The organism is Phaeobacter sp. JH20_37, from assembly GCF_048056015.1.
GTDB classification, from domain to species: Bacteria; Pseudomonadota; Alphaproteobacteria; order Rhodobacterales; family Rhodobacteraceae; genus Phaeobacter; species Phaeobacter bryozoorum.
This window is the reverse complement of record NZ_JAYMWW010000013.1, coordinates 208401-229533: the sequence shown is the minus strand read 5'-3', so window position 1 is coordinate 229533 and position 21133 is coordinate 208401. Positions and strand designations below refer to the sequence as shown.

Here is a 21133-nt window from a genome sequence, read left to right as displayed (position 1 = left end):
AAGATCAACAGGACGTAACAAATGCCTGACGCAGCTGAAATTTTGCTCAATCTCCTCGATCTTGAGGAACTGGACCGCAACCTCTATCGCGGAATTGGATCCGGTGGTGAGACGCCGACCCGGATTTACGGTGGTCAGGTTATCGCTCAGGCTCTGATGGCCGCTTATGCGACAGTCCCGGATCGTCTGTGCCATTCGCTGCACGCATATTTCATCCGTCCGGGCGATCCGTCAAAGCCGGTGATTTACGCGGTGGATCCGGCGCGGGATGGCGGCAGCTTTACCACCCGGCGGGTCACCGCCTTGCAGAATGGCAAGCAGATCCTGAATCTCGCGGCGTCCTTTCACATTGATGAACCGGGCTGGGAACATCAGCATGAGATCCCGGAGGTAAAGGCCCCCGATGCGCTGGTATCTCGTGACGTGTTGCTACGTGAGCTAGCCGAAACGCTGGATGGCCGACTGCGCGTAGAATTTTCCCGAGAACGCCCGTTCGAAATCCGCGATGTTGAGCCGCGCGATCCGATCAATCCCGGTAAATGTAGTGATATCAACCATATGTGGGTCAGGATGAAAGCCGCCAAGGACGCCAGCCCGCAGCTGCAACATGTGCTGATGGCCTATGTCTCTGACTATGGCTTGCTGGGCTCGGCGCTGCGTCCGCATGGTCTGAGTTTTGTAAAGGGACAGGCGATGACGGCCAGTCTCGATCACGCGATGTGGTTCCATGGACCGGTGAAATTCGACGACTGGCATCTCTATACGATGGATTCGCCCTTTGCCGGAGGCGGCCGCGGCTTCAATCGCGGATCTATCTTCACGCAGGATGGCCGTTTGGTGGCGAGCGTCGCTCAGGAAGGTCTGATGCGGCCCATCGCCAAATCCTGATGCAGCCATTATTCTGAGTTCGGGGCGTCGAACTTGTCGCGCAACCGCTGCATACCGGTAATCCAGCGTCCAGTATCGGCGGCCTTGGCCTGGATGTAGCTTGCCACCGTTGGGTGTGGAAGCACGAGAAATGTTTCGTTCTCAATGGCTTCTACGCAGATCTTTGCGACGTCCTCGGCGGTGATCATACCGTCTACAGCCGCAGCGCTATGTTCCAATCCTTCGGTCATGGCAGTTTTCACCGCTTGCGGACAAACGACGGAAACACCGATCCCTTGGTCGCCATGGGTGATCGCCAGCCATTCTGAAAACCCAACGGCGGCATGTTTGGTAACCCCGTAGCTGGCGGCGCCGATCTGGTTCAGCAAGCCGGCCGCCGAGGCGACATTCAGGAAATAACCGCCGCCACGTTCGAGCATACGTGGCACGAGATGCTGGGCGGCGGAAACATGCGCCATTACGTTTACATCCCAGCTGCGCTGCCAATCCGCAAGGGAGGTCTCCAGGCCGCCGATCCTGAGAATTCCGGCGTTCGAACAGAAAACATCAATCGGGCCGATATCGCGCTCGATCGCCTCGATCATCTGCGCCATGGCCTGGTCTGATCCGACGTCCACGGCAAAGGCGCTGCCACCAACATCATCGGCGGTATGCTGGGCACTGGCGCCATCAATATCGGCACAGATGATGTGCCGTGGGCCGTGCTTGGCGATCGTCAGCGCCAAAGCCCGCCCGATACCTGTGGCGGCGCCTGTGATAACAATCGTTTTGCCTTGCAAATCCATTTGGGCCTCAGCTGTCGTTGGAACATATGCTGTGCAACTGTTCGATGTTGCGGCCAAGCCTGCAACAGTGACGCTGCATCATATAAATTATACATAATACTGATTACAGGTAATATGTGTCGGTCCTACCACCCGTCGTACACCACGGGTATTCTGATTTTACCGCTTGTTCATGGAAGTTGATCCATCTGGCAGATTTGCGCCTGCCAACATGCGGAACTTCATGGACGCTTTGTAGGATTGGCCTGGCCATCTGAGGTTGCGCTGGCCCGGGTTTGCATGCCAGCAATGGGATTAACCCGCCGCCAGACGGGTTTGCCCCGATCTGGCATTGGTGTTTTGCAGCGGCGCAGGTCGATGACGGTTATTACCCATAGCAACACCCCTGTGCAAAAATCTCGGTGCGCGCAGCCGCCTGGTCGCTCTGGACTGCACCGCTTCATGAACGCGTTAACCCACTCGCGCGGAGCCGTGTGTTTTGCAACGAAAGACCGGATTTATCACGTCTTGCCCTTTAACCTTTCGGCGTGCGACAGAGGGATGCTCGTCCAGCAAAGAGCGGTCAGAATCTTTGCGCGGATAAAGCGATGCCCATGATTTGCGTTTTTGCAAACCTGCCTTGCAGAAATATCAGTGTCTGGGCGTTGATTAACGCGTGCCTCCAGTCATCTCTGATTTACGATGTTAACGAAAAAGCGCACCGTTGTCAGACAACGATGCGCTTTTTAAACGTTTTGTTATGCGATCTGTTTAGAAAAACGCCTGCAGACCGGTTTGGGCGCGGCCCAGGATCAGGGCGTGGACGTCATGTGTGCCCTCATAGGTATTCACCGTTTCGAGGTTCACCATATGTCGGATGACGCCGAACTCGAGGCTGATGCCATTGCCGCCGTGCATGTCGCGGGCGTTGCGGGCGATCTCAAGCGCCTTGCCGCAGTTGTTGCGCTTGACGATGGAAATCATCTCAGGCGCTGCATTGGCTTCGTCCATCAGGCGGCCAACCCGCAATGAGGCCTGGAGCCCAAGGGTGATTTCGGTCTGCATATTGGCGAGTTTCAGCTGGAACAACTGGGTGTTGGCCAGCGGGCGGCCAAACTGCTTGCGATCCAGACCGTATTGACGGGCGGCGTGCCAGCAGGCCTCTGCCGCACCCATCGCCCCCCAGCTGATGCCGTAGCGCGCGCGGTTCAGACAACCGAACGGACCTTTCAGCCCCTCGACATGCGGCAGCAGCGCGTCGTCGCCGACCTCGACGCCATCCATGACGATTTCGCCGGTGATCGACGCGCGCAGCGACGCCTTGTTGGCGATCTTGGGAGCCGAAAGCCCCTTCATGCCTTTTTCCAGAACAAATCCGCGGATCTTGCCGCCGTGGGCCTCGGACTTGGCCCAGACCACAAAGACATCGGCGATGGGCGCGTTGGAAATCCACATCTTGGACCCGGTCAAACGATACCCGCCATCGGTTTTCTCGGCCCGGGTTTTCATGCCGGCGGGATCCGAGCCCGCATCGGGTTCGGTCAGGCCAAAGCAACCGATCCACTCACCGGAGGAGAGTTTGGGCAGGTATTTCTGGCGCTGTTCTTCGCTGCCATATGCGTAAATGGGATACATCACCAGCGAGCTTTGCACCGACATCATCGAGCGGTAACCGCTGTCAACGCGCTCGACCTCGCGTGCAACCAGACCGTAGGAGACATAGCCTGCACCAAGGCCGCCGTATTGTTCCGGAATGGTGGTGCCGAGCAGACCCATCTCGCCCATCTCGCGGAAGATCTCGGGATCGGTTTCCTCGTTTTCATAGGCACTTAGAACCCGAGGCTGAAGTTTTTCCTGAGCATACGACCGCGCGGAAGCTGCGATCATGCGTTCATCTTCGCCCAGCTGATCATCCAGACGCAGCGGGTCTTCCCAGTTGAACTGGCCGAGATCCGGGGCATCTTTGGCGCGCAATGCGGGTTTTTCGGTCATTTGTCATCACCTTCCTGATCCAAAACTTGCCGCCGACCTTAACCTTGCGGTAAGAGGAATGACAGCGACAGAACCACAAGCAAACATTACAAAAGCTCATACATGGCCACGCCGAGACGCTTTCTCCCCTCAATTGCCGCGCTGCGCGCGCTAGAAGCGCTGGACCGTCTGGGCAGCGCCTCTGCCGCGGCGGATGAATTGGCTCTGACGCAAGGCGCTGTCAGCCGCCAACTGCAGGCGCTGGAACGACAATTGGGCGTGGATCTGGTGCGGCGGGACCAGAAGCGGCTCATGCTCTCGGCAGAAGCGCAGACTTACGCCGCCGAAATACGTCAGGCGCTCAATCAGATCGCGCAATCGACGTTGCGGGTTCAGGCCGCGCCGCTGGCCGGCACGCTCAACCTGGCCATTCTGCCGGCCTTTGGGATGCGCTGGCTGATGCCGCGCCTGCCGGAATTCGCGCGGCTGCACCCGGATGTGACCATCAATATGTCGACCCGGCTTGAACCGTTTAATTTTGTCAGCGAAGGCTTTGATGCGGCGATACATTTTGGCACTGCTGACTGGCCCGGAACTGACGCGCTGCTGCTGAAGCACGAACAGATGTTGCCAGTCTGCGCGCCGGAGCTTCTAAACGGTCGGCAGATCGAGACCGCGGGAGATATCACCGCCCTGCCCCTGTTGCATATCCAGACCCGTCCAAAGGCCTGGCAGCAATGGTTTGAGACCCATGATATCGCGTTGAAGGATGGATTATCCGGTACCATGTATGACCAATTCGCAACCATTACCCAGGCTGCACTGCATGGGCTTGGGGTGGCTTTGATGCCGGATTATCTGGTGGAGCAGGATCTCGCAACGGGCCGTCTGGTGGCGCTCTACCCGACAGCAACCGAGAGCAAGGGCGCCTATTATCTGGTCTGGCCAGAGGCCCGGTCAAAGGATCCCGCCCTGATCAAGTTCCGTAACTGGCTGGCAGGTCAGGCGCAGCCGGAAGACCCGTTGCCGCGATAGATCGGCTGATCAATTAGCGAAGCGCGGCCCCGGGAAATCCCGTAAGCCGCATATTTTTCAAGTAGTTAGATTGCTACCCTAACGCGTAGCCCGCGCCACGGACCGTCCGCACCGGGTCAGATCCGCCGTGTTGGGTCAGCGCCTTGCGCAGCCGGCCGATATGGACATCGACGGTGCGTGTATCGACATAGATATCGCGTCCCCAGACCCGGTCCAAGAGCTGCTCGCGGCTCCAGACCCGGCCAGGTTTCTCCATGAAGGTGGAGAGCAGGCGAAACTCGGTCGGGCCAAGTTTGAGGGGCGCCTCGGCCCGGCTGACCTTATGAGTCTCGGCGTCCAGCACGATATCGTCAAATTCCAGCCGCACCCCGACGGTCGAGGGGCGCACCCGCCGCAACTGCGTGCGCACGCGGGCCATCAGTTCGATCACCGAATAGGGCTTCACCACGTAATCATCGGCGCCGGTTTCCAGCCCGCGCACCTTGTCGACCTCTTCCGAACGGGCCGACAGCATGATGATCGGAATGTTCCGGGTTTCGGGGCGCGACTTCAGCCGACGGCAGACTTCGATGCCGCTGAGATTGGGCATCATCCAATCGAGCACGATGATATCGGGCATGTCCTCTTCGACAACCAGCAGCGCCTCTTCGCCATGTTCGGCGCGCAGCACACGAAACCCGTCGGCCTCAAGATTATAGGAAAGAACCTCGCGTTGGGCCAATTCGTCCTCGACCACCAGAACGGTGGGTTGGTCGGCAGCCATGGTCAGACCTCCTGCGGCACAGAGGATGTCGTGTCGGCTTTCTGCCGGTCATCCTCGGGCTTGTCGCCGGTCACCAGATAGACCACCTGTTCGGCAATCGAGGTGACATGATCGCCCATGCGCTCGACGTTCTTGGCGATAAAATGCAGGTGCATACAGGGGGTGATGTTGCGCGGGTCTTCCATCATGAAGGTGAGGAATTCGCGGAACAGCGCGTTGTACATCTGATCGACGTCTTTGTCGCGGGCGATCACGTCCTGCGCCAGTTCCACGTCGCGCTGGATGTAGGAATCCAGCGCGTCCTTCAGCATCAGCTCGACCTCGCGCGCCATACGGCGCATGGCGGCGGCGCTCTCAGAGACGCTGGGCCCCTGCGCCAGAACGGCGGTGCGTTTGGCAATGTTCTTGGCATAATCGCCGATACGTTCGAGATTGCCGGAGATTTTCATCACCGACAGCACCAGCCGCAGATCGACCGCAGCAGGCGCGCGGATGGCGATGACGCGGGCGGCTTCTTCGTTGATCAGCTCTTCCAGCCCGTCGATGGCCTTGTCGCCGTTGCGCACCTGCTGGGCGAGCTCCTCGTCGCGGGTTTCGAGTGCACGAGCGGCGTCCATGATGGCGGCCTCGACAAGGCCCCCCATTTTCATGATCTGCGCCTGAATGGCTTCCAGATCCCGGTCGAAGGCGGATGCGATATGTTGCTCTGGCATGTCTTTGGTCCTCACGATCAGCCGATGCGGCCGGTGATATAGCTTTCGGTGCGGGGATCTTCGGGATTGGTAAAGATCTGGCCAGTCGCGCCAAACTCCACCAGGTTGCCGAGGTGGAAGAAGGCGGTTTTCTGGCTGACGCGCGCGGCCTGCTGCATCGAGTGGGTGACGATCACCACCGAATAGCTGTTGCGCAGCTCGTCGATCAGCTCTTCGATCTGGGCGGTTGCAATCGGGTCCAGCGCCGAACATGGCTCATCCATCAAGAGCACTTCCGGCTCCGTCGCGACGGCGCGCGCAATGCACAGGCGCTGCTGCTGGCCACCGGACAGACCGGTGCCAGGCGCGTCCAGGCGATCCTTCACCTCATCCCAGATGGCGCCACGGCGCAGGGATTTCTCGACGATCTCGTCCAGCTCGGCCTTATTGGCGGCCAGGCCGTGAATGCGCGGGCCATAGGCAACATTGTCGTAGATCGACTTGGGGAACGGGTTCGGCTTCTGGAACACCATGCCAACCTTGGCGCGCAGCTGCACAGGGTCGACGCGATTGTCGTAGATATCCTCGCCGTCGATCGAGATATCACCGGTCACGCGGCAGATGTCGATGGTGTCGTTCATCCGGTTCAGGCAGCGCAGGAACGTGGATTTGCCGCAGCCCGACGGACCGATAAAGGCGGTGACGGTGTTGTCTTCGATCTCGACGTTCACGTCCTTGATCGCGTGGGCCTCGCCGTAATAGACATTCACATTCTTGGCGGCGATCTTGGTTTTTTCTGTGTGCACGTCTTTGTCCAATGCAGTCATCTGGTTCATTTCGGCTGCCCCTCTTACCAGCGGCGTTCAAAGCGGCGGCGCAGGATCACGGCCACTGTGTTCATGGTCACGAGGAAGATCAACAGGATGATGATACCGCCCCAGGCGCGTTCGTAAAATGCCGGATCGGCACGTTTTGCCCATTCGTAGATCTGCGCGGGCATGGCGGAATTCGGCGCCAGCAGGCCGTCGGCAATGGTTTCCGGCGCGTTGGAGGCGATGAAGCCCACCATGCCGATCAGCAGCAGCGGTGCGGTCTCGCCAAGGGCCTGCGCCAGCCCGATGATGGTGCCGGTGAGGATCCCCGGTGCCGCCAGCGGCAGCACATGGTGGAACACCGCCTGCATCCGCGAGGCCCCCACTCCCAGCGCCGCGTCGCGGATCGACGGCGGAACAGCCTTCAATGCGGCGCGGGTTGAGATGATCACCGTCGGCAGGGTCATCAGCGTCAGCACCAGACCGCCGACCAGCGGTGCCGACATCGGCAGGTGCATGTAGTTGATGAACACCGCAAGGCCGAGGATACCGAACACGATGGACGGCACCGCCGCGAGGTTCGAGATATTCACCTCGATCACGTCGGTGAGCCAGTTCTTCGGTGCAAATTCTTCAAGATAGATCGATGCGGCGACGCCAATCGGCAGCGCCAGCGCGAGCACCACCAGCATCATGAACAGCGACCCCATCATCGCAACCCCCATGCCCGCGGCTTCGGGGCGCGCGTCAGACGCATCCGCACCGGTGATGAAATCCAGGTTAAAGGTCTTGGCCACGATCCCCGCCGCAACCAAGGCATCGACCAGATCCAGCTGTTCGGAGGAAATGCTCTTGTCATTGGCGATGCTGTCGCGGCTGACCCGGCCCTTGAGGTAGCCGTCGACACGGCTGGAGGCGAGGAAGCGGAACACAACCGTTTCGCCAATCTGGTCGGGGTTGGCCAGCACAAAGCTGCGCAGCTGCGCGGCGGCGTCCTTGGACAGGAGGCCCGCCAGTTCCTTGGGCTTGAGACCGGTTTGGATGCCAAGCTCGGCCACCTTGGTTTCCATCGCGTTCTTGATCAGCGGTGCGTAGCCAAAGGTGGTCACCTTCTTGATGGCCTCCAGATCACGGGTGCCGGATTTGTCGAGCTTGCTTTCCAGCAGCTCCACCTCAAGCGTGATGAAAGTCTGTTGAAAGGCACCGGTGCCCCGGCTGACGATGGTGAACACCAGCACAGCGAGCATCAGCAGGCCAACCGCGATTGCGGCCATGCCATAGCCGCGAAAGCGGCGCTCGGCGGCGTTGCGCTTGCGGGTGCGATCCGATTGCTGCAACAGCGAGCCTGCATGGCGCCGTTCGGCACCAGCGTTTGGCCCAGGAGTGTTTCCCGGAGTGTTTTGGCTGATATCGGTCATTAGTCGTACTGCTCCCGGTATTTGCGCACGATATAGAGCGCCAGGACATTCAGGCCGAGGGTCAGCACGAACAGCGTGAGCCCCAGGGCAAAGGCAACCAGCGTTTCGGGGCTGGCAAAATCCGTATCACCCGTCAGCTGGCTGACAATACGGGTGGTGATCGTGGTCATTGATTCCAGCGGGTTGAGCGAGAACTTGGCAATCGCCCCTGCCCCCATCACGACGATCATCGTCTCGCCAATGGCGCGTGAGGCCGCCAGCAGCACCGCGCCGACGATGCCCGGCAGCGCCGCCGGCAGGACCACCTGGCGGATGGTTTCCGATTTGGTGGCGCCAAGCCCGAGCGAGCCATCACGCATCGCCTGCGGCACTGCGTTGATAATGTCGTCAGAGAGCGAGGAGACAAAGGGGATCAGCATGATGCCCATCACCAGTCCGGCGGTCAGCACCGAGGTCGCACCACTCATCCATTCGACGCCCAGCAGACCATCCTCACCCTGGCCAAAGACCTTGACCAGCAGCGGACCAACCGTCAGCAGCGCAAACAGGCCGTAAACGATGGTCGGAATACCTGCGAGGATTTCCAGCAGCGGTTTTGCAAATGCGCGCGTGGTGCTGCCGGCGTATTCTGAGAGGTAGATGGCGGCAAACAGGCCCACAGGCACTGCGACAGCAAGGGCGATTGCAGAGATATAAAGCGTGCCCCACAGCAGCGGCAGGATCGACAGATCGCTGTCGCCGCGGAAATTCGGCGCCCATGTGGTGCCAAAGAAGAAATCTGACCAGGCGTGAAGGCCAAAGAAGTTGATGCTCTCAAACAGCATCGAGAAAACGATACCGACCGTGGTCAGGATCGCGAGGCTGGCCGCCAGAACCAGCAGTGCCATGATCCCCTGTTCCACCACATTGCGGGCGCGGAAATCCTTATGCGTGCGGCCATAGGCCCAGGCAAAGCCGACAATCGCCAGAAGACCGACGATCACCGACATGATGATCTGGCCTTTGTTTGACTGGCTGCGATAGCTCTGGGCCGCGCTCAGAACCTCCGGGCGGACTTCAGACCCGAGGGCGACGCCGATGTCGCCGAGGCGGGCACGAATATCCGTTTCACCGCTGTCGAGGCTGCGCGCCTCATCCGGCGAGAGCAGCCCCTGCGCCACCGCCTGATCCAGCCCGTCGGCAAGACGGCGCACGTCGCTCATCACCAGACCCAGAGTGGAGTTCTCCGGCACCATCTCGGCGGGGATCATCGCCGAGACGCGATTTTCGATCACCATGGGCTGGACCAATGTCCAGATCGCCAACACGGCAAGGGCAGGCACCAGCGCGCTGAAGGCCACGTTGTGACCATAGTAGGCCGGCAGGGAATGCAACGCCTTGGCGTCGCCCCCGGCCGAAGCAAGCGCACGCTTGCGCCCAAGCACAAAGCCCAGCCCCGAAAGGGCGATCAGGGCAATAACGAGCCAGACTGTCGGCATCAGCTACTCCGTTTGAGTGGGGCGGAAACTCCGCTCCTGCGGCGCCGGACGCGCCGACATGCAGGGGTATTTCATTTGGTGGTCGTGAAATGGGCCGGGGCAACCCTAGATGCCCCGGCCCGTTGTCTCATTCTGGCCGAGCGATCAGGAATTGCCGCCCATGACCTCTTCTTCGGAAACCACGGCTTGTGTCTTGCTCAGCTCGGGGTCGGCAACCAGACCGTATTCCGCCAGCGGGCCATCGGGACCGGCAACTTCATCGGCGACGAAGAATTCAGCATATTCCTTCAGGCCGGGGATCACGCCGATATGGGCTTTCTTCACGTAGAAGAACAGCGGACGCGATACCGGGTATTCCCCTTCGGCAATGCTCTCGGTGGTGGGAACCACGCCGGACATGGTGGCAACCTGCAGCTTGTCGGTGTTGTTCTCGTAGAAGGCCAGGCCAAAGACACCGATACCGTCCTTGTTGGATTCAATCCGCGCCAGGGTCTCGGTGTAGTCGCCGTCGATGTCCACCGACACACCATCGGTGCGCAGCGAGATGCAGGCTTTCTCGGCGGCTTTCTTCTTGGCCTTGTCGCTGTCGCCTTCGGCGTGGGCCAGCAGGTGTTCGAATGCGCCGGTGGCTTCACAGCCCGCCAGGATCACCTTGTCTTCGAAGACTTCACGGGTGCCGTGCTTGGTGCCGGGGATGAAGGCCTGGATGTTCTGTGCCGGGAAGGCGCTGTTGACGTCGGCCCAGGTCTTGTTCGGGTTGGCGACCATTTTGCCATCAACCAGGATTTCGTCGGAGAGCGCCAGGAACCAGTCGGTCGGCGTGTATTCAAAGGCGTTGCCCTTGATGTCATTGGCAAACACGATGCCGTCATAGCCGATCTGAACTTCGATGATGTCGGTCACGCCGTTTTCGGCGCAGGCCTTGATTTCCTTGTCCTTGATGCGGCGCGATGCGTTGGCCACGTCGATGGTGTTTTCACCAACACCTTCGCAGAACCGCTTGAGGCCAGCCGAGGACCCACCGGATTCGACAACCGGTGTCGGGAAGTCGAAGTTCTCGCCGAAGGCTTCGGCCACGATGGAGGCATAGGGCAGAACGGTCGAAGAACCGGCAACCTGAACCTGATCGCGCGCTGCCGCAGCAGTGGCAGAAACAGCCGAAATGGCCAGGGCGGATGCGGTGAGTTTCACAAAGGACATCTGTGTCTCCTTGGGTGTCAATTTTCAGGATCATCCCGTGATGATCTTGCGCCCTCACCTAAGGGCGGCGCGTGAGCCTTTTGTGACAGCTATGTAACAGCTGTATGACAAACCCGGATTTCTGGCGGATTTTTGTGACAAAACGCTCCGGGTGCCCCGGTTTTTGTTAATCGCTGGCGGCTGTTGGCGCGGCCTAGGCCACATCGGCGCCCCGGTGGCCGGCTCAGCGCGGCAGGATGACGGTAAAGACGGTGCCAGTGGCGGCGCTGCTTTCAACCCGCAGGCGGCCGCGATGGCGGTTGACGATATGTTTGACAATCGCCAGCCCCAGACCGGTGCCGCCCTGCTCTCGGGATCGGTGGGTATCCACCCTGTAGAACCGTTCGGTCAGGCGCGGCAGATGCACGGGATCGATCCCGCTGCCGTTGTCGATTACCTCGACCCTGACAGCAGCGGCGCGGACCGCTGGATCACGATCACGGGTCCGCAACCGCAGCGTGACGTGATCGCCGCCATATTTGATCGCGTTCTCAACCAGATTGGTGAAGACCTGCTGCAACTGGTCTGGATCGCCGGTAACGGCGGTTGGCGTCTCCGGTATGTCGAGCGTCAGCTGCACCTCGGCGGCCTCTGCTACCGGCTCCAGCGATTTCAGGGTCGAGGCCAGATGAGCGCCCAGATCCAGTTGTTCGCGCGGGCGCACCCGCTCCTCGCTTTCGACCCGGTTCAGCGACAGAAGATCACCAACCAGCCGGTTCATCCGATTGGCTTCATCCTGCATGATCTGCAAAAACCGATCCCGTGCCGCAGCATCATCGCGTGCAGGGCCGCGCAGCGTTTCGATAAACCCCATAAGCGCAGTGAGCGGCGTACGCAGTTCATGGCTGACATTGGCGACAAAATCACGCCGCATCTGGCTCGCCTGCTCGCGCTCGGTGATATCCGTGAGGCTGATCAGCGCCGCGCCGCCATTCACGGCGCCGATGCCCGGCACATAGCGCAGGGCCACCTCAAACGTGGTGTCCTGTGCGCCATCATTGGACAGGTGACGCGCGGTTTTGGCGCTGCGGTCGTAAAGGCAGCTTTCGATCGCCGTGGCCACATTGGGCTGGCGCAAGATGGTGGCGAAATGGCGCCCGACCAGATTGGCGCCCAGCAGCGTGGTCGCCGCCGCATTTGCGGCGATGAACCTTTCGCTTTGATCGACCAGCACAGCTGGCAAGGGGATGGCCTCCATGAAACCGTTAATCAGATCGTCAGTCATGTGCCCCTCGCGTTTTAGCTGTGCCGGCCGTGTTACAAATCAATTGTAACTATGACATGGCAGCCGCGACCGCTTCGGTGAAGACAGCGCAGAGCGTTGCAGGATCCTCAAGCCCGACCGAGACGCGGAAGAACCCTTCGCTCAGCCCCAGTTTTGCGCGATCCTCCGCGCTGAGGGCGCGGTGCGAGGAAGAGGCCGGATGCGACAGCGTTGTGCCCACATCGCCCAGGGTCGGGGCAAAGTTCAGCCCATCTGCCGCTCGGGTAAAGGCATTGGCGGCAGCGCGCCCGCCCTCAAGCTCGAAGCTGACCATATTGCAGCCCCTGCCCTCCAACAGCGCCATTGCGCGCTCGTGATCGGGATGATCCTTGCGGGTCGGGTAGATCACCCGCTTCACCCCCGGCAGCCCCGCCAGATGGTCCGCCAGCGTCACCGCCGTGGCCTGGGCGCGTTCAAACCGCAGCTCGAACGAGAGCATACCGCGTTCGGCGAGCCAGCAGTCGAACGGGCTGGGCGTCATGCCGGTGGTCACCACATAGACGCTGAGACGGGTGTTGATCTCAGGATCCTTGGCCACGACATAACCGAGCATCACATCGGAATGGCCGGCCAGCAGCTTGGTGATTGAATGAATGACGATATCGGCGCCGTGGTCAAAGGGACGAAAGCCCCGCGGCGTGGTAAAGGTATTGTCCACCACCAAGAGAATATTGCGATCCTTGCAGAGCTGGGCCAGCCCGTCGATATCGGCGACGGCAAGCGTCGGGTTTGACACCGCCTCGACCAGGATCATCTTGGTTTCGGGGCGGATCGCGGCCTCCACTGCGGCCACATCACCGGGATTGGCCAAAGTGGTTTCAATGCCCAGACGCGGCAGATCCTCGGCCATCAGGCGCATCGACCGCCCGTAGAGCTGATTGCCGCCAATCACGTGATCGCCGGTTTTCAGCAGGCCCAGCAGAACGGCCGAAACCGCCGCCATGCCGGAGCCGGTCACGACACCGCCGGGCATACCTTCCATCGCATCCAGCCGCTTGGCGACCACATCGGCATTGGGATGGCCTTCGCGGGAGTAGGTATAGCCGTGCACCCGCCCTTCGTACTGGTCATCAAGCGCATCCGGCGTTTCGCTGGCATAGACCACCGACGGGCTGAGCGGTGTCACAACCGGATGGCTCGCGCTGAAGGGCAAGGGATCTGGCCGCATCAGCGACCCTTTGGAATTTCTCACGTGTCAGACCTCTGTCAGTTCGTCGCGAAAACGACGCATGTTTTCCTGGTAGTGCTCAGCGCTCTGGCGCAGCGACTGCACCAGAGCCTCGTCAACATCCCGGACAATCTTGCCGGGTGCGCCCATGACCAGAGAGTTATCTGGGATTTCTTTATTCTCTGTGATCAGGGCGCCCGCACCGATCAGGCAGTTCTTGCCGATCCTGGCACCGTTCAGAATGGTCGCACCCATTCCGATCAGGGAGTTGTCGCCGATGGTGCAGCCATGCAGCATCACCTTGTGGCCGATGGTGCAGTTTTCACCAATGGTCAGCGGGTAGCCTGCGTCAATGTGCATGACGCAGTTTTCCTGCACGTTGGAGCCGCGACCGATACGGATCTCTTCGTGATCGGCCCGGATGGTGGTGCCAAACCAGACCGAGGCCCCCTCCTCCAGCACCACAAGGCCAATCAGGTTGGCGTCGGGCGCGACCCAGGTGTCGGCGTGGATGTTCGGGGTCTTGTCGCCCAGGGCATAGATGGTCATGACAGCTCCTCAAATTCGCTTTGCAGGCCGCGCACGTGGTCCATCAGATGCGGCTGCTGGATCCGGCGCAGGCGGGTGGCGGTGATAATTGTCTTCAGCTGCGTCTCGGTCGCGTCGAGGTCATCGTTGATCAGCACGTGGTCATAGCTGCCCCAGTGGCTGATCTCGTCCCAGCTTTTCTCCATCCGGCGGGTGATCGTAGCGGCATCGTCCTGCGCCCGGCTTTCCAGACGACGGCGCAACTCCAAGATCGAGGGGGGCAGCAGAAAGATCGACAGCGTGTGCTGGCCCAGATCTGAGTTGCGGATCTGCTGGGCGCCCTGCCAGTCGATATCAAAAAGCACGTCGCGCCCGCTATCAATCGCCGCCTTTACCGGCCCCTTGGGCGAGCCGTAGAAATTGCCGAACACATGAGCGTGTTCCAGCATGTCGCCTTCGCTCACCGCTGTTTTGAAGGCATCGGTGGTGATAAAATGATAGTCCTGCCCATCCACCTCGCCCGGGCGCGGGTTGCGCGTGGTGGCGGAGACGGAGAATTCGATGCTGGGATCCCAGGACCGCAGTCGTTTTGCCAATGTGGATTTCCCGGCCCCCGAGGGCGAAGAAAGGATGATCAACAGGCCGCGCCGATCTGCCATGGCGTGCTCTCCTTATGTCTTATGACGTTGTTGTTATTCTGTGTCGTTATTCGATGTTCTGGACCTGCTCGCGCATCTGGTCGATCACCGCCTTCAGCTCAAGCCCGACCGCCGTCAGATCGCTGTTCTGCGCCTTCGCGCAGAGTGTGTTGGCCTCGCGGTTGAATTCCTGCATCAGGAAATCCAGTTTGCGCCCGATCGCCCCGCCCTTGGCCAGAAGGTCACGCGCTGCCGCAACATGGGCGGTGAGCCGGTCCAATTCTTCGGTGACGTCGGATTTTACCGCCAGAAGCGCCAGTTCCTGTGCCAGACGGGTTTCATCGACGCCGTCGCTGTTGTCCAGAACCCGCGCAAGATTGGTCCGCAGGTTTGCGGCAACCTCATCCTTGCGCGCCTCGGCGCGGCGTGCGGCCTCATCGCGCAGCGTGCTGATCTGGTCCAGTTGGTCCTTCAGCACGGTCTTCAGCGCGGCGCCCTCGCTGGCGCGCATGTTAACAAAGTCGGACAGGATTGCGGCGAAATCTGCGCTCAGTGCCGCCACGATCGGGGCGGGATCATCGGCACTGCTGGCCTGCTCCAACACGCCGCGCTGCGCCAGAAGATCGGCCGCCGTGGTCTGTGCCAGCACAATGCCGGCAGCATCGGCCTGACGCTCCACCTCGGCAATCGCCTGCAATAGCGATGCCAGCGCCGGCTGGTTGATCTCAAGCGCGCTTGCGGCGGCTTCGCTGCGGCTGATGCGCAGGGTCATGGAGACGTTGCCGCGCGACAGCGCCTTGCTCAATTGGCCACGCAGGTTGGTCTCAAGCCCCTCCAGCCAGTCCGGAATGCGCAGCCGCAGATCCAGCCCCTTGGCGTTGACCGAGCGCAATTCGCACGACCAGCTATGGGCGCCGATGCTGCCCTGTCCCGCTGCAAAGCTCGTCATTGAATGGATGGTCATGTCCTGCTGCCCTCCGAGGCGCCCAAGGCGCAGTTTTGCGTGGTCAAAGGTTTACAAACGGGCAGCCGACAAGTCCATAAGCGCGCGGTCCTATCCTAAAGTGTTAACCATTGATTAAAGAAGTAGTCCAAAATTGAATAAGATTGTGGCATGTTAACTTCAGGATAACCAATTCGGCATTAATCGTTAGGCAACCAACTTTAGCTTGGCGCATGACCCAGCCGGATCCAGCGAGGATGACAGCGATGTTTTTTGGCGGCCGCAAAGATAACGATCAGACCGATGGTCAAACTAAGGTTGTGGCAATGGACCGGTTCCGTGCTGCGGGATCGCTGTCTCCCATGCGTCAGGCGGAGGCCTATTGGACCGCCCTGCGCCGGGGTGATGACATTCCCAGCCGGTCGCAGATTGACCCGCGCGGGCTGGAGAACATCCTGCCCCAGACCTTTATTCTGGAACGGATCGCGCCCGGTATCGCCCGGTTCCGTCTTGCCGGACAGCGGGTGAATGAAATGGCTGGCATGGAAGTGCGCGGCATGCCGATCACCGCTTTCTTCACACCGGAGGCGCGCAAACAGATGAGCGCGGCAATGGAAACCATGTTCGACACGCCCGCCATCATCGAACTGACGCTTCAGACCGAAAACAACCGTCTGCGCGGCGCACGTGAGGCGCGTATGCTGCTGCTGCCGCTGCGCAGCGATCTGGGCGACATCAGCCGTGCGCTGGGTGTTTTCATCTCCGAAGGCAACCCGACCGGTACGTCACAGCGGTTCTCCATCACCGAAACAAAGATCCGTCAGGTCAGCCATAAGGGCGACACCCCCTTTAAGGCCAAGCCACGAGCCGCTGATCCGGTCGCACCCCAGCGTAAACCGCAGGACGTCAACACACCCAATCCGGGGTTTGCCGAGACGCAGGCGCGGTTTGAGCCAGAGCCGAGCGTGATGACCGAAGCGCGTTCGCTGATTGAGCGCAGCCGCCAGATGTCGAGCGCGAAGGACGTGGCGCCAAAGGCCGAAAAACAGCCCGCCAAGAAGCGCGGCAGCCACCTCCGACTGGTGGTCAGCAAAGACTGAGGCCTGAGACGGCACAGCATATTCCCGAGATACTTTCGCGCTACTGGACATAGCTAGAAAGCAGACGCCCCGCGACAGAAAGTCCGGGGCGTTTCCCTTTTGTCAGATGCGCAAACGACCCTGTCGCCATGTCCAAGGTGCTGCGCCCACGGGGCTGGTGGCGTCTTGCGGATCGCTGCCGAAACTCTGGCTAAGGTGCATCAGCAACTTCTCCCAACCCTTTGAATAAAAAGACCCTCACCCGGATGGGGTGAGGGCCCATTGCTAGGTGCCATCCTGATGATCAGGGTGGATCTGTGGGTGATCAGCCGGCTTGACGCTCCGCAGTGCGGGCGCGCAGCTGCGAGACTTCTTCCGCAACGAGGAAGGCCAGTTCGAGCGACTGACTGGCGTTCAGGCGCGGGTCGCAGGCCGTGTGATAACGGTCGCTGAGATCCTCATCGGTGACGGCGCGCACGCCGCCGGTGCATTCGGTGACGTCCTGACCGGTCATCTCGAAATGCACGCCGCCCGGGATGGTGCCCTCTGCGGTGTGGATCGCAAAGAAGTCGCGAACCTCGCGCAGGACGCTCTCAAACGGGCGGGTCTTGTAGCCGGTGGAAGATTTGATGGTGTTGCCGTGCATAGGGTCGCAGACCCAGGTCACCTTGGCGCCCTCTTCCTGAACCGCCTTGATCAGGCGTGGCAGGTGTTCGCCGGCTTTGCCTGCGCCAAAGCGTGCGATCAGGGTCAGACGACCTTCCTCATTCTCCGGGTTCAGCTTGGCCATCAGAACCTTCAGATCTTCGGCCGTTGTGGTCGGACCACATTTCAGACCAATCGGGTTCAGCACGCCGCTGCAGAATTCCACGTGTGCGCCATCCGGTTGACGGGTCCGGTCGCCGATCCACAGCATGTGGCCGGAGCCGGCCAGCCATTTGCCGGAGGTCGAATCCAGGCGGGTCAACGCCTCTTCATACTCCAGCAGCAAACCTTCGTGACTGGTGTAGAAGTCAACCGACTGCAAGGTGTGCGCGGTATCATTGTTGATGCCGGCCGCCTTCATGAAGTCGAGCGTATCGGTGATGCGATTCGCCATTTCACGATAGCTTTCGGCCTTCTCGCCCTCGGTAAAGCCCAGCGTCCAGGCGTGGACCTGGTTCACATCGGCATAACCGCCGGTCGAGAACGCCCGGATCAGGTTCAGCGTCGCGGCGGCCTGAGTATAGGCCTGTAGCATCCGCTGCGGGTCCGGCACGCGGGAGGCCTCGGTGAAGGCCAGATCGTTGATGATGTCACCGCGGTAGCTGGGCAGCTCGACGCCATTCACGGTCTCTGTCGGTGCGCTGCGGGGTTTGGCGAACTGGCCCGCCATGCGCCCGACCTTGATCACCGGAACCTTGGCGCCGTATGTTAGCACCATCGCCATCTGCAACATCACCTTGAAGGTATCGCGGATCGCATCGGCGCTGAACTGGTCGAAGCTTTCGGCGCAGTCGCCGCCCTGAAGCAGGAATGCCTCGCCCCGGCCGGCCGCGCCGAGGTGTTGTTTCAGCCGTCGCGCCTCACCGGCAAATACCAGCGGCGGATATTTTGACAGCTGAGCCTCAACAGCCGACAGCGCGTCGGCGTTGGTATATTCTGGCATTTGCACCCGCGGTTTTTGGCGCCAGGTCGATTTTTGCCACTCACTCATAGCTGTGTCTCCGCATAAGAGGTCTCAAAGTTAACGAACGCCATCTATACGAAATCACACTCCGGCTGACCAGTTTAGATTTGCAAAGTCTTGACGACACCGCGAAGCTATGAACACGGTGCCCGAATTTCGCAAAATCCGCCCTTGCGAAGAACAGAAATATTGAATGAGGACGCTGGCCATGCAGACGCAGAGCAAGCCAACACCAAGCCCGACCAAAGGGCCCCAATCCCGGCGTTATGCCTTTGTTTTGCTTGACCGTTTTACGATGCTGTCTTTTGCCTCGGCGCTGGAATGTCTGCGAATTGCCAACCGGATGATTGGCCGCGAGGTCTACACCTGGATGCTCTTGGCCGAAGGCGGCGGCACGGTCAGCTGTTCGGCCGGAACATCCTTTCAGGTGGATGACGACCTGATCGAACTCCAGCGCGATGACACAATTCTGTTGTGCTCCGGTATTTCGGTGCAGGAAACCACCACAAAAAAACTGCTGTCCTGGCTGCGTCGCGAAGCGCGCAAGGGGTTGAAGGTTGGTGGGCTGTGCACGGCGTCATATGCGCTGGCGCGCGCGGGCCTGCTGGATGGCAGACGTGCCACGATTCACTGGGAGAATGCCGACAGTTTCAACGAGGAGTTTGACGAGGTCGAGCTGACCAAATCGGTCTTTGTCATCGACGGCAACCGGATGTCGACAGCCGGCGGTACCTCCTCCATCGACCTGATGCTGAAGCTGATTGCCAATGATCACGGCGAGGATATCGCTAATTCGGTGGCCGATCAGCTCATCTATTCATCGATTCGGACCGATCAGGACACGCAGCGCCTGTCGATCCCGACCCGGATCGGGGTGCGCCACCCAAAATTGTCTATGGTGATCCAGATGATGGAAGCCAATATCGAGGAGCCGATCAGCCCCTCCATTCTGGCGCAGAATGTCGGCATGTCGACCCGCCAGCTGGAGCGGCTGTTCCGTCGCTATCTCAACCGATCTCCCAAACGCTATTATATGGAACTGCGGTTGCAGAAGGCGCGCAACCTGTTGATGCAGACCGATATGAGTGTGATCAATGTGGCGCTTGCCTGCGGGTTTGCATCACCTTCGCATTTCTCCAAATGCTACCGGGCGCATTACGACACGACGCCTTATCGCGAACGTGGCAGCAAATCGGCCCCGCCGACGTTGTGACCCGCGCCCCTAACGGATCAGGCCTATGCCGGATCGGCCCGGGGTCCGGTTCGCGCCGGTTCAGCGCGACAGGCGGTAGAGCGCGCCATTGGTCTCGGACAGGAACCAGATGCTACCGTCCGGGGCCTCGCGCAGGTCCCGGATCCGTCCTGTCTCATCGCCCCTGATCTGCTCAACCTCCGCCAGTGGTTGCCCGGAGAGCCGCGCGATATAGCCGAACTTGAGCGAGCCGACAAAGATATCACCGCGCCAGTCCGGCCACATGCTGCCGGAATACACCAGCAGGTTTGAGGGCGCCATCGAGGGGTCCCAATAGTGGGCCGGCTGCTTCAGGCCCGGCTTTGTGGTCCCTTCGCCGATTTTCAGCCCTGAATAATGCCGGCCGTAGGCGATGACCGGCCAGCCGTAATTTGCGCCTTTCTCGATCAGATTGACCTCATCCCCGCCACGGGCGCCATGTTCAACAGACCAGAGCTGGCCATCGGCGGCAAAGGTCAGTCCCTGGGGGTTGCGATGCCCGTAAGACCAGATTTCCGGCTGCGCCCCTTTCTGTTTGGTAAAGGGGTTGTCGCGCGGGACGGATCCGTCGGGATTCAAACGCAGAATGCTGCCCTGATGTGAGGTGAGGGATTGGGCCGATGGCCGGTCGCCGCGATCACCCAGAGTGACATAGAGAGTTCCGTCAGGCCCTTCTGCCAGCCGCGATCCGAAATGGCGCCCACTGTCGGCGGGTGGCGCGGCGACGAAGATGTCCCGCAGCCCCTCAAGCTGGGTGTTGCGCCGGGCGAGCTGCCCGGTGGCCACCGCTGTGGCAGAGCCTCTTCCAAGCCGTTTCGAATAAGAGAGATATATCCGCCGGGTCCTGTCAAAATTGCGCGGAATCAACACGTCCAGCAGCCCGCCCTGCCCCTGATCGAGCACTTTCGGAGTGCCTTTGACGCGGGTCAGGCGGCCGGCCGCCAGGTGCAACAGGTCACCGTCTTTTTCAGTGATCAGCACCGAGCCATCAGGCAGGAAATCAAAAGCCCATGGGATATCCAGCCCGTGGGCCATTCGCTCTATCTTCAACACTCCCTGATCGCTGCTCAGCGTCTGTGCCGAGACCGCAGTGCCAACGGTGGCCAGCAGGGTTAATGCGATAAAGCGCTGTGCCAGGGATGCCAGCATCGGCCGGATCTGTCGCGTCTGGCCGGTCGGTCTTTCCGGCTGACAAGCCGACGATCGCCGTCGCCGGGGTCGCTTCGCCTGACACGATGGGTTGACTTGGAGCACTCTAATAACAGACCTCCCCATATGCATGACGCCTCCTGCGCAATTCCGTGATCAGACCCTGGGGGGAGCGGTCTAATGGCTCATATTCATGCTATTCGACCGAATTTAGCGCGAATTTTCTATTTGGCCAGCTTTTGCGCCGCCCGGCATGAAATGCGACGCGGATCTGGGGACTTGCGACGAGCGCTGCGGTGAGCTGATCCCGGATGCCACAGGGGCGAGCGGCCGTTGGGTCATCTACCCCATTGTGAACATTCCATTCTCCGTAACCGGGGCGAAAAAACCTGCGACATGTTGGC

The 21133-nt window shown here is 60.4% G+C and carries 19 protein-coding genes; 4 read left to right on the top strand and 15 right to left on the bottom strand.

Annotated elements, in window-relative coordinates:
• Window positions 1-21: 21 nt before the first annotated feature.
• Window positions 22-888, top strand: coding sequence for an acyl-CoA thioesterase (locus tag VWZ87_RS05925; protein WP_340545571.1), 867 nt, complete (start codon window positions 22-24; stop codon window positions 886-888).
• Between the two features lie 8 nt (window positions 889-896).
• Here VWZ87_RS05925 and VWZ87_RS05920 read toward each other — a convergent pair whose 3' ends face one another.
• Together VWZ87_RS05920 and VWZ87_RS05915 are read right to left on the bottom strand one after the other, a co-directional pair.
• Window positions 897-1673: an SDR family oxidoreductase gene (locus tag VWZ87_RS05920; RefSeq protein WP_416534973.1), complete on the bottom strand. Its 777-nt coding sequence runs from the start codon at window positions 1671-1673 to the stop codon at window positions 897-899.
• Window positions 1674-2423: 750 nt separating this feature from the next.
• Complete coding sequence (locus VWZ87_RS05915) at window positions 2424-3644, bottom strand: acyl-CoA dehydrogenase (protein WP_340545573.1); 1221 nt, start codon at window positions 3642-3644, stop codon at window positions 2424-2426.
• A gap of 102 nt (window positions 3645-3746) precedes the next feature.
• Here VWZ87_RS05915 and VWZ87_RS05910 point away from each other — a divergent pair, with 102 nt between their 5' ends.
• Complete coding sequence (locus tag VWZ87_RS05910; protein ID WP_061049308.1) at window positions 3747-4658, top strand: LysR substrate-binding domain-containing protein; 912 nt, start codon at window positions 3747-3749, stop codon at window positions 4656-4658.
• Window positions 4659-4731: 73 nt separating this feature from the next.
• On the opposite strand, the gene phoB is transcribed toward VWZ87_RS05910, so the two are convergent.
• The 11 genes from phoB to VWZ87_RS05855 form a co-directional block, all read right to left on the bottom strand.
• The gene (gene phoB, locus VWZ87_RS05905) at window positions 4732-5421 is read right to left on the bottom strand and encodes a phosphate regulon transcriptional regulator PhoB (protein WP_061049309.1); all 690 of its coding nucleotides are present in this window, start codon (window positions 5419-5421) and stop codon (window positions 4732-4734) included.
• A 2-nt stretch (window positions 5422-5423) separates the two neighbouring features.
• Window positions 5424-6134, bottom strand: a complete 711-nt coding sequence (gene phoU / locus VWZ87_RS05900) for a phosphate signaling complex protein PhoU (RefSeq protein ID WP_061049310.1) — start codon at window positions 6132-6134, stop codon at window positions 5424-5426.
• Between the two features lie 17 nt (window positions 6135-6151).
• On the bottom strand, window positions 6152-6949 hold the full coding sequence (gene pstB / locus VWZ87_RS05895; protein ID WP_061049311.1) for a phosphate ABC transporter ATP-binding protein PstB: 798 nt from the start codon (window positions 6947-6949) through the stop codon (window positions 6152-6154).
• Between the two features lie 14 nt (window positions 6950-6963).
• Complete coding sequence (pstA, locus tag VWZ87_RS05890) at window positions 6964-8343, bottom strand: phosphate ABC transporter permease PstA (protein ID WP_416534937.1); 1380 nt, start codon at window positions 8341-8343, stop codon at window positions 6964-6966.
• A complete protein-coding gene (gene pstC / locus VWZ87_RS05885; RefSeq protein WP_416534936.1) occupies window positions 8343-9821 on the bottom strand; it encodes a phosphate ABC transporter permease subunit PstC in 1479 nt (492 codons plus the stop codon). Before pstC ends, pstA begins: the two co-directional genes overlap by 1 nt.
• 144 nt (window positions 9822-9965) lie before the next feature.
• The gene (locus VWZ87_RS05880) at window positions 9966-11021 is read right to left on the bottom strand and encodes a substrate-binding domain-containing protein (RefSeq protein ID WP_340545576.1); all 1056 of its coding nucleotides are present in this window, start codon (window positions 11019-11021) and stop codon (window positions 9966-9968) included.
• 223 nt (window positions 11022-11244) lie between these two features.
• Entirely contained in the window at window positions 11245-12285 is a 1041-nt protein-coding gene (locus VWZ87_RS05875; protein ID WP_340545577.1) for a sensor histidine kinase, read from the bottom strand.
• Between the two features lie 49 nt (window positions 12286-12334).
• Window positions 12335-13492 carry a trans-sulfuration enzyme family protein gene (locus tag VWZ87_RS05870; protein ID WP_416534935.1) on the bottom strand — a complete coding sequence of 386 codons (1158 nt, stop codon included), beginning with the start codon at window positions 13490-13492 and terminating at the stop codon, window positions 12335-12337.
• Window positions 13493-13519: 27 nt separating this feature from the next.
• Window positions 13520-14041, bottom strand: a complete 522-nt coding sequence (locus VWZ87_RS05865; protein ID WP_340545579.1) for a gamma carbonic anhydrase family protein — start codon at window positions 14039-14041, stop codon at window positions 13520-13522.
• Window positions 14038-14679 (bottom strand): guanylate kinase, encoded by a 642-nt coding sequence (gene gmk / locus VWZ87_RS05860; RefSeq protein WP_416534934.1) that lies wholly within the window; start codon window positions 14677-14679, stop codon window positions 14038-14040. The genes VWZ87_RS05865 and gmk overlap by 4 nt, the downstream gene beginning before the upstream one ends.
• 46 nt (window positions 14680-14725) lie before the next feature.
• Window positions 14726-15622 carry a YicC/YloC family endoribonuclease gene (locus tag VWZ87_RS05855; RefSeq protein WP_416534933.1) on the bottom strand — a complete coding sequence of 299 codons (897 nt, stop codon included), beginning with the start codon at window positions 15620-15622 and terminating at the stop codon, window positions 14726-14728.
• Between the two features lie 245 nt (window positions 15623-15867).
• Here VWZ87_RS05855 and VWZ87_RS05850 point away from each other — a divergent pair, with 245 nt between their 5' ends.
• The gene (locus tag VWZ87_RS05850) at window positions 15868-16701 is read left to right on the top strand and encodes a PAS domain-containing protein (RefSeq protein WP_340546320.1); all 834 of its coding nucleotides are present in this window, start codon (window positions 15868-15870) and stop codon (window positions 16699-16701) included.
• A 304-nt stretch (window positions 16702-17005) separates the two neighbouring features.
• Here the strand turns inward: VWZ87_RS05850 and VWZ87_RS05845 are convergent, their stop codons facing one another.
• Window positions 17006-18376: a class II 3-deoxy-7-phosphoheptulonate synthase gene (locus VWZ87_RS05845; RefSeq protein ID WP_416534932.1), complete on the bottom strand. Its 1371-nt coding sequence runs from the start codon at window positions 18374-18376 to the stop codon at window positions 17006-17008.
• Window positions 18377-18557: 181 nt separating this feature from the next.
• Here VWZ87_RS05845 and VWZ87_RS05840 point away from each other — a divergent pair, with 181 nt between their 5' ends.
• Window positions 18558-19562 (top strand): GlxA family transcriptional regulator, encoded by a 1005-nt coding sequence (locus tag VWZ87_RS05840; RefSeq protein WP_416534931.1) that lies wholly within the window; start codon window positions 18558-18560, stop codon window positions 19560-19562.
• 60 nt (window positions 19563-19622) lie between these two features.
• On the opposite strand, the gene VWZ87_RS05835 is transcribed toward VWZ87_RS05840, so the two are convergent.
• On the bottom strand, window positions 19623-20729 hold the full coding sequence (locus VWZ87_RS05835; RefSeq protein ID WP_416534930.1) for a PQQ-dependent sugar dehydrogenase: 1107 nt from the start codon (window positions 20727-20729) through the stop codon (window positions 19623-19625).
• Window positions 20730-21133: the final 404 nt, after the last annotated feature.

Bases quoted from the DNA above. Each gene is read 5' to 3' on its own strand.
- VWZ87_RS05925 (WP_340545571.1), top strand. From the start codon at position 22: ATGCCTGACGCAGCTGAAATTTTGCTCAATCTCCTCGATCTTGAGGAA.
- VWZ87_RS05920 (WP_416534973.1), bottom strand. From the start codon at position 1,673: ATGGATTTGCAAGGCAAAACGATTGTTATCACAGGCGCCGCCACAGGT.
- VWZ87_RS05915 (WP_340545573.1), bottom strand. From the start codon at position 3,644: ATGACCGAAAAACCCGCATTGCGCGCCAAAGATGCCCCGGATCTCGGC.
- VWZ87_RS05910 (WP_061049308.1), top strand. From the start codon at position 3,747: ATGGCCACGCCGAGACGCTTTCTCCCCTCAATTGCCGCGCTGCGCGCG.
- phoB (WP_061049309.1), bottom strand. From the start codon at position 5,421: ATGGCTGCCGACCAACCCACCGTTCTGGTGGTCGAGGACGAATTGGCC.
- phoU (WP_061049310.1), bottom strand. From the start codon at position 6,134: ATGCCAGAGCAACATATCGCATCCGCCTTCGACCGGGATCTGGAAGCC.
- pstB (WP_061049311.1), bottom strand. From the start codon at position 6,949: ATGAACCAGATGACTGCATTGGACAAAGACGTGCACACAGAAAAAACC.
- pstA (WP_416534937.1), bottom strand. From the start codon at position 8,343: ATGACCGATATCAGCCAAAACACTCCGGGAAACACTCCTGGGCCAAAC.
- pstC (WP_416534936.1), bottom strand. From the start codon at position 9,821: ATGCCGACAGTCTGGCTCGTTATTGCCCTGATCGCCCTTTCGGGGCTG.
- VWZ87_RS05880 (WP_340545576.1), bottom strand. From the start codon at position 11,021: ATGTCCTTTGTGAAACTCACCGCATCCGCCCTGGCCATTTCGGCTGTT.
- VWZ87_RS05875 (WP_340545577.1), bottom strand. From the start codon at position 12,285: ATGACTGACGATCTGATTAACGGTTTCATGGAGGCCATCCCCTTGCCA.
- VWZ87_RS05870 (WP_416534935.1), bottom strand. From the start codon at position 13,492: ATGCGGCCAGATCCCTTGCCCTTCAGCGCGAGCCATCCGGTTGTGACA.
- VWZ87_RS05865 (WP_340545579.1), bottom strand. From the start codon at position 14,041: ATGACCATCTATGCCCTGGGCGACAAGACCCCGAACATCCACGCCGAC.
- gmk (WP_416534934.1), bottom strand. From the start codon at position 14,679: ATGGCAGATCGGCGCGGCCTGTTGATCATCCTTTCTTCGCCCTCGGGG.
- VWZ87_RS05855 (WP_416534933.1), bottom strand. From the start codon at position 15,622: ATGACCATCCATTCAATGACGAGCTTTGCAGCGGGACAGGGCAGCATC.
- VWZ87_RS05850 (WP_340546320.1), top strand. From the start codon at position 15,868: ATGTTTTTTGGCGGCCGCAAAGATAACGATCAGACCGATGGTCAAACT.
- VWZ87_RS05845 (WP_416534932.1), bottom strand. From the start codon at position 18,376: ATGAGTGAGTGGCAAAAATCGACCTGGCGCCAAAAACCGCGGGTGCAA.
- VWZ87_RS05840 (WP_416534931.1), top strand. From the start codon at position 18,558: ATGCAGACGCAGAGCAAGCCAACACCAAGCCCGACCAAAGGGCCCCAA.
- VWZ87_RS05835 (WP_416534930.1), bottom strand. From the start codon at position 20,729: ATGCTGGCATCCCTGGCACAGCGCTTTATCGCATTAACCCTGCTGGCC.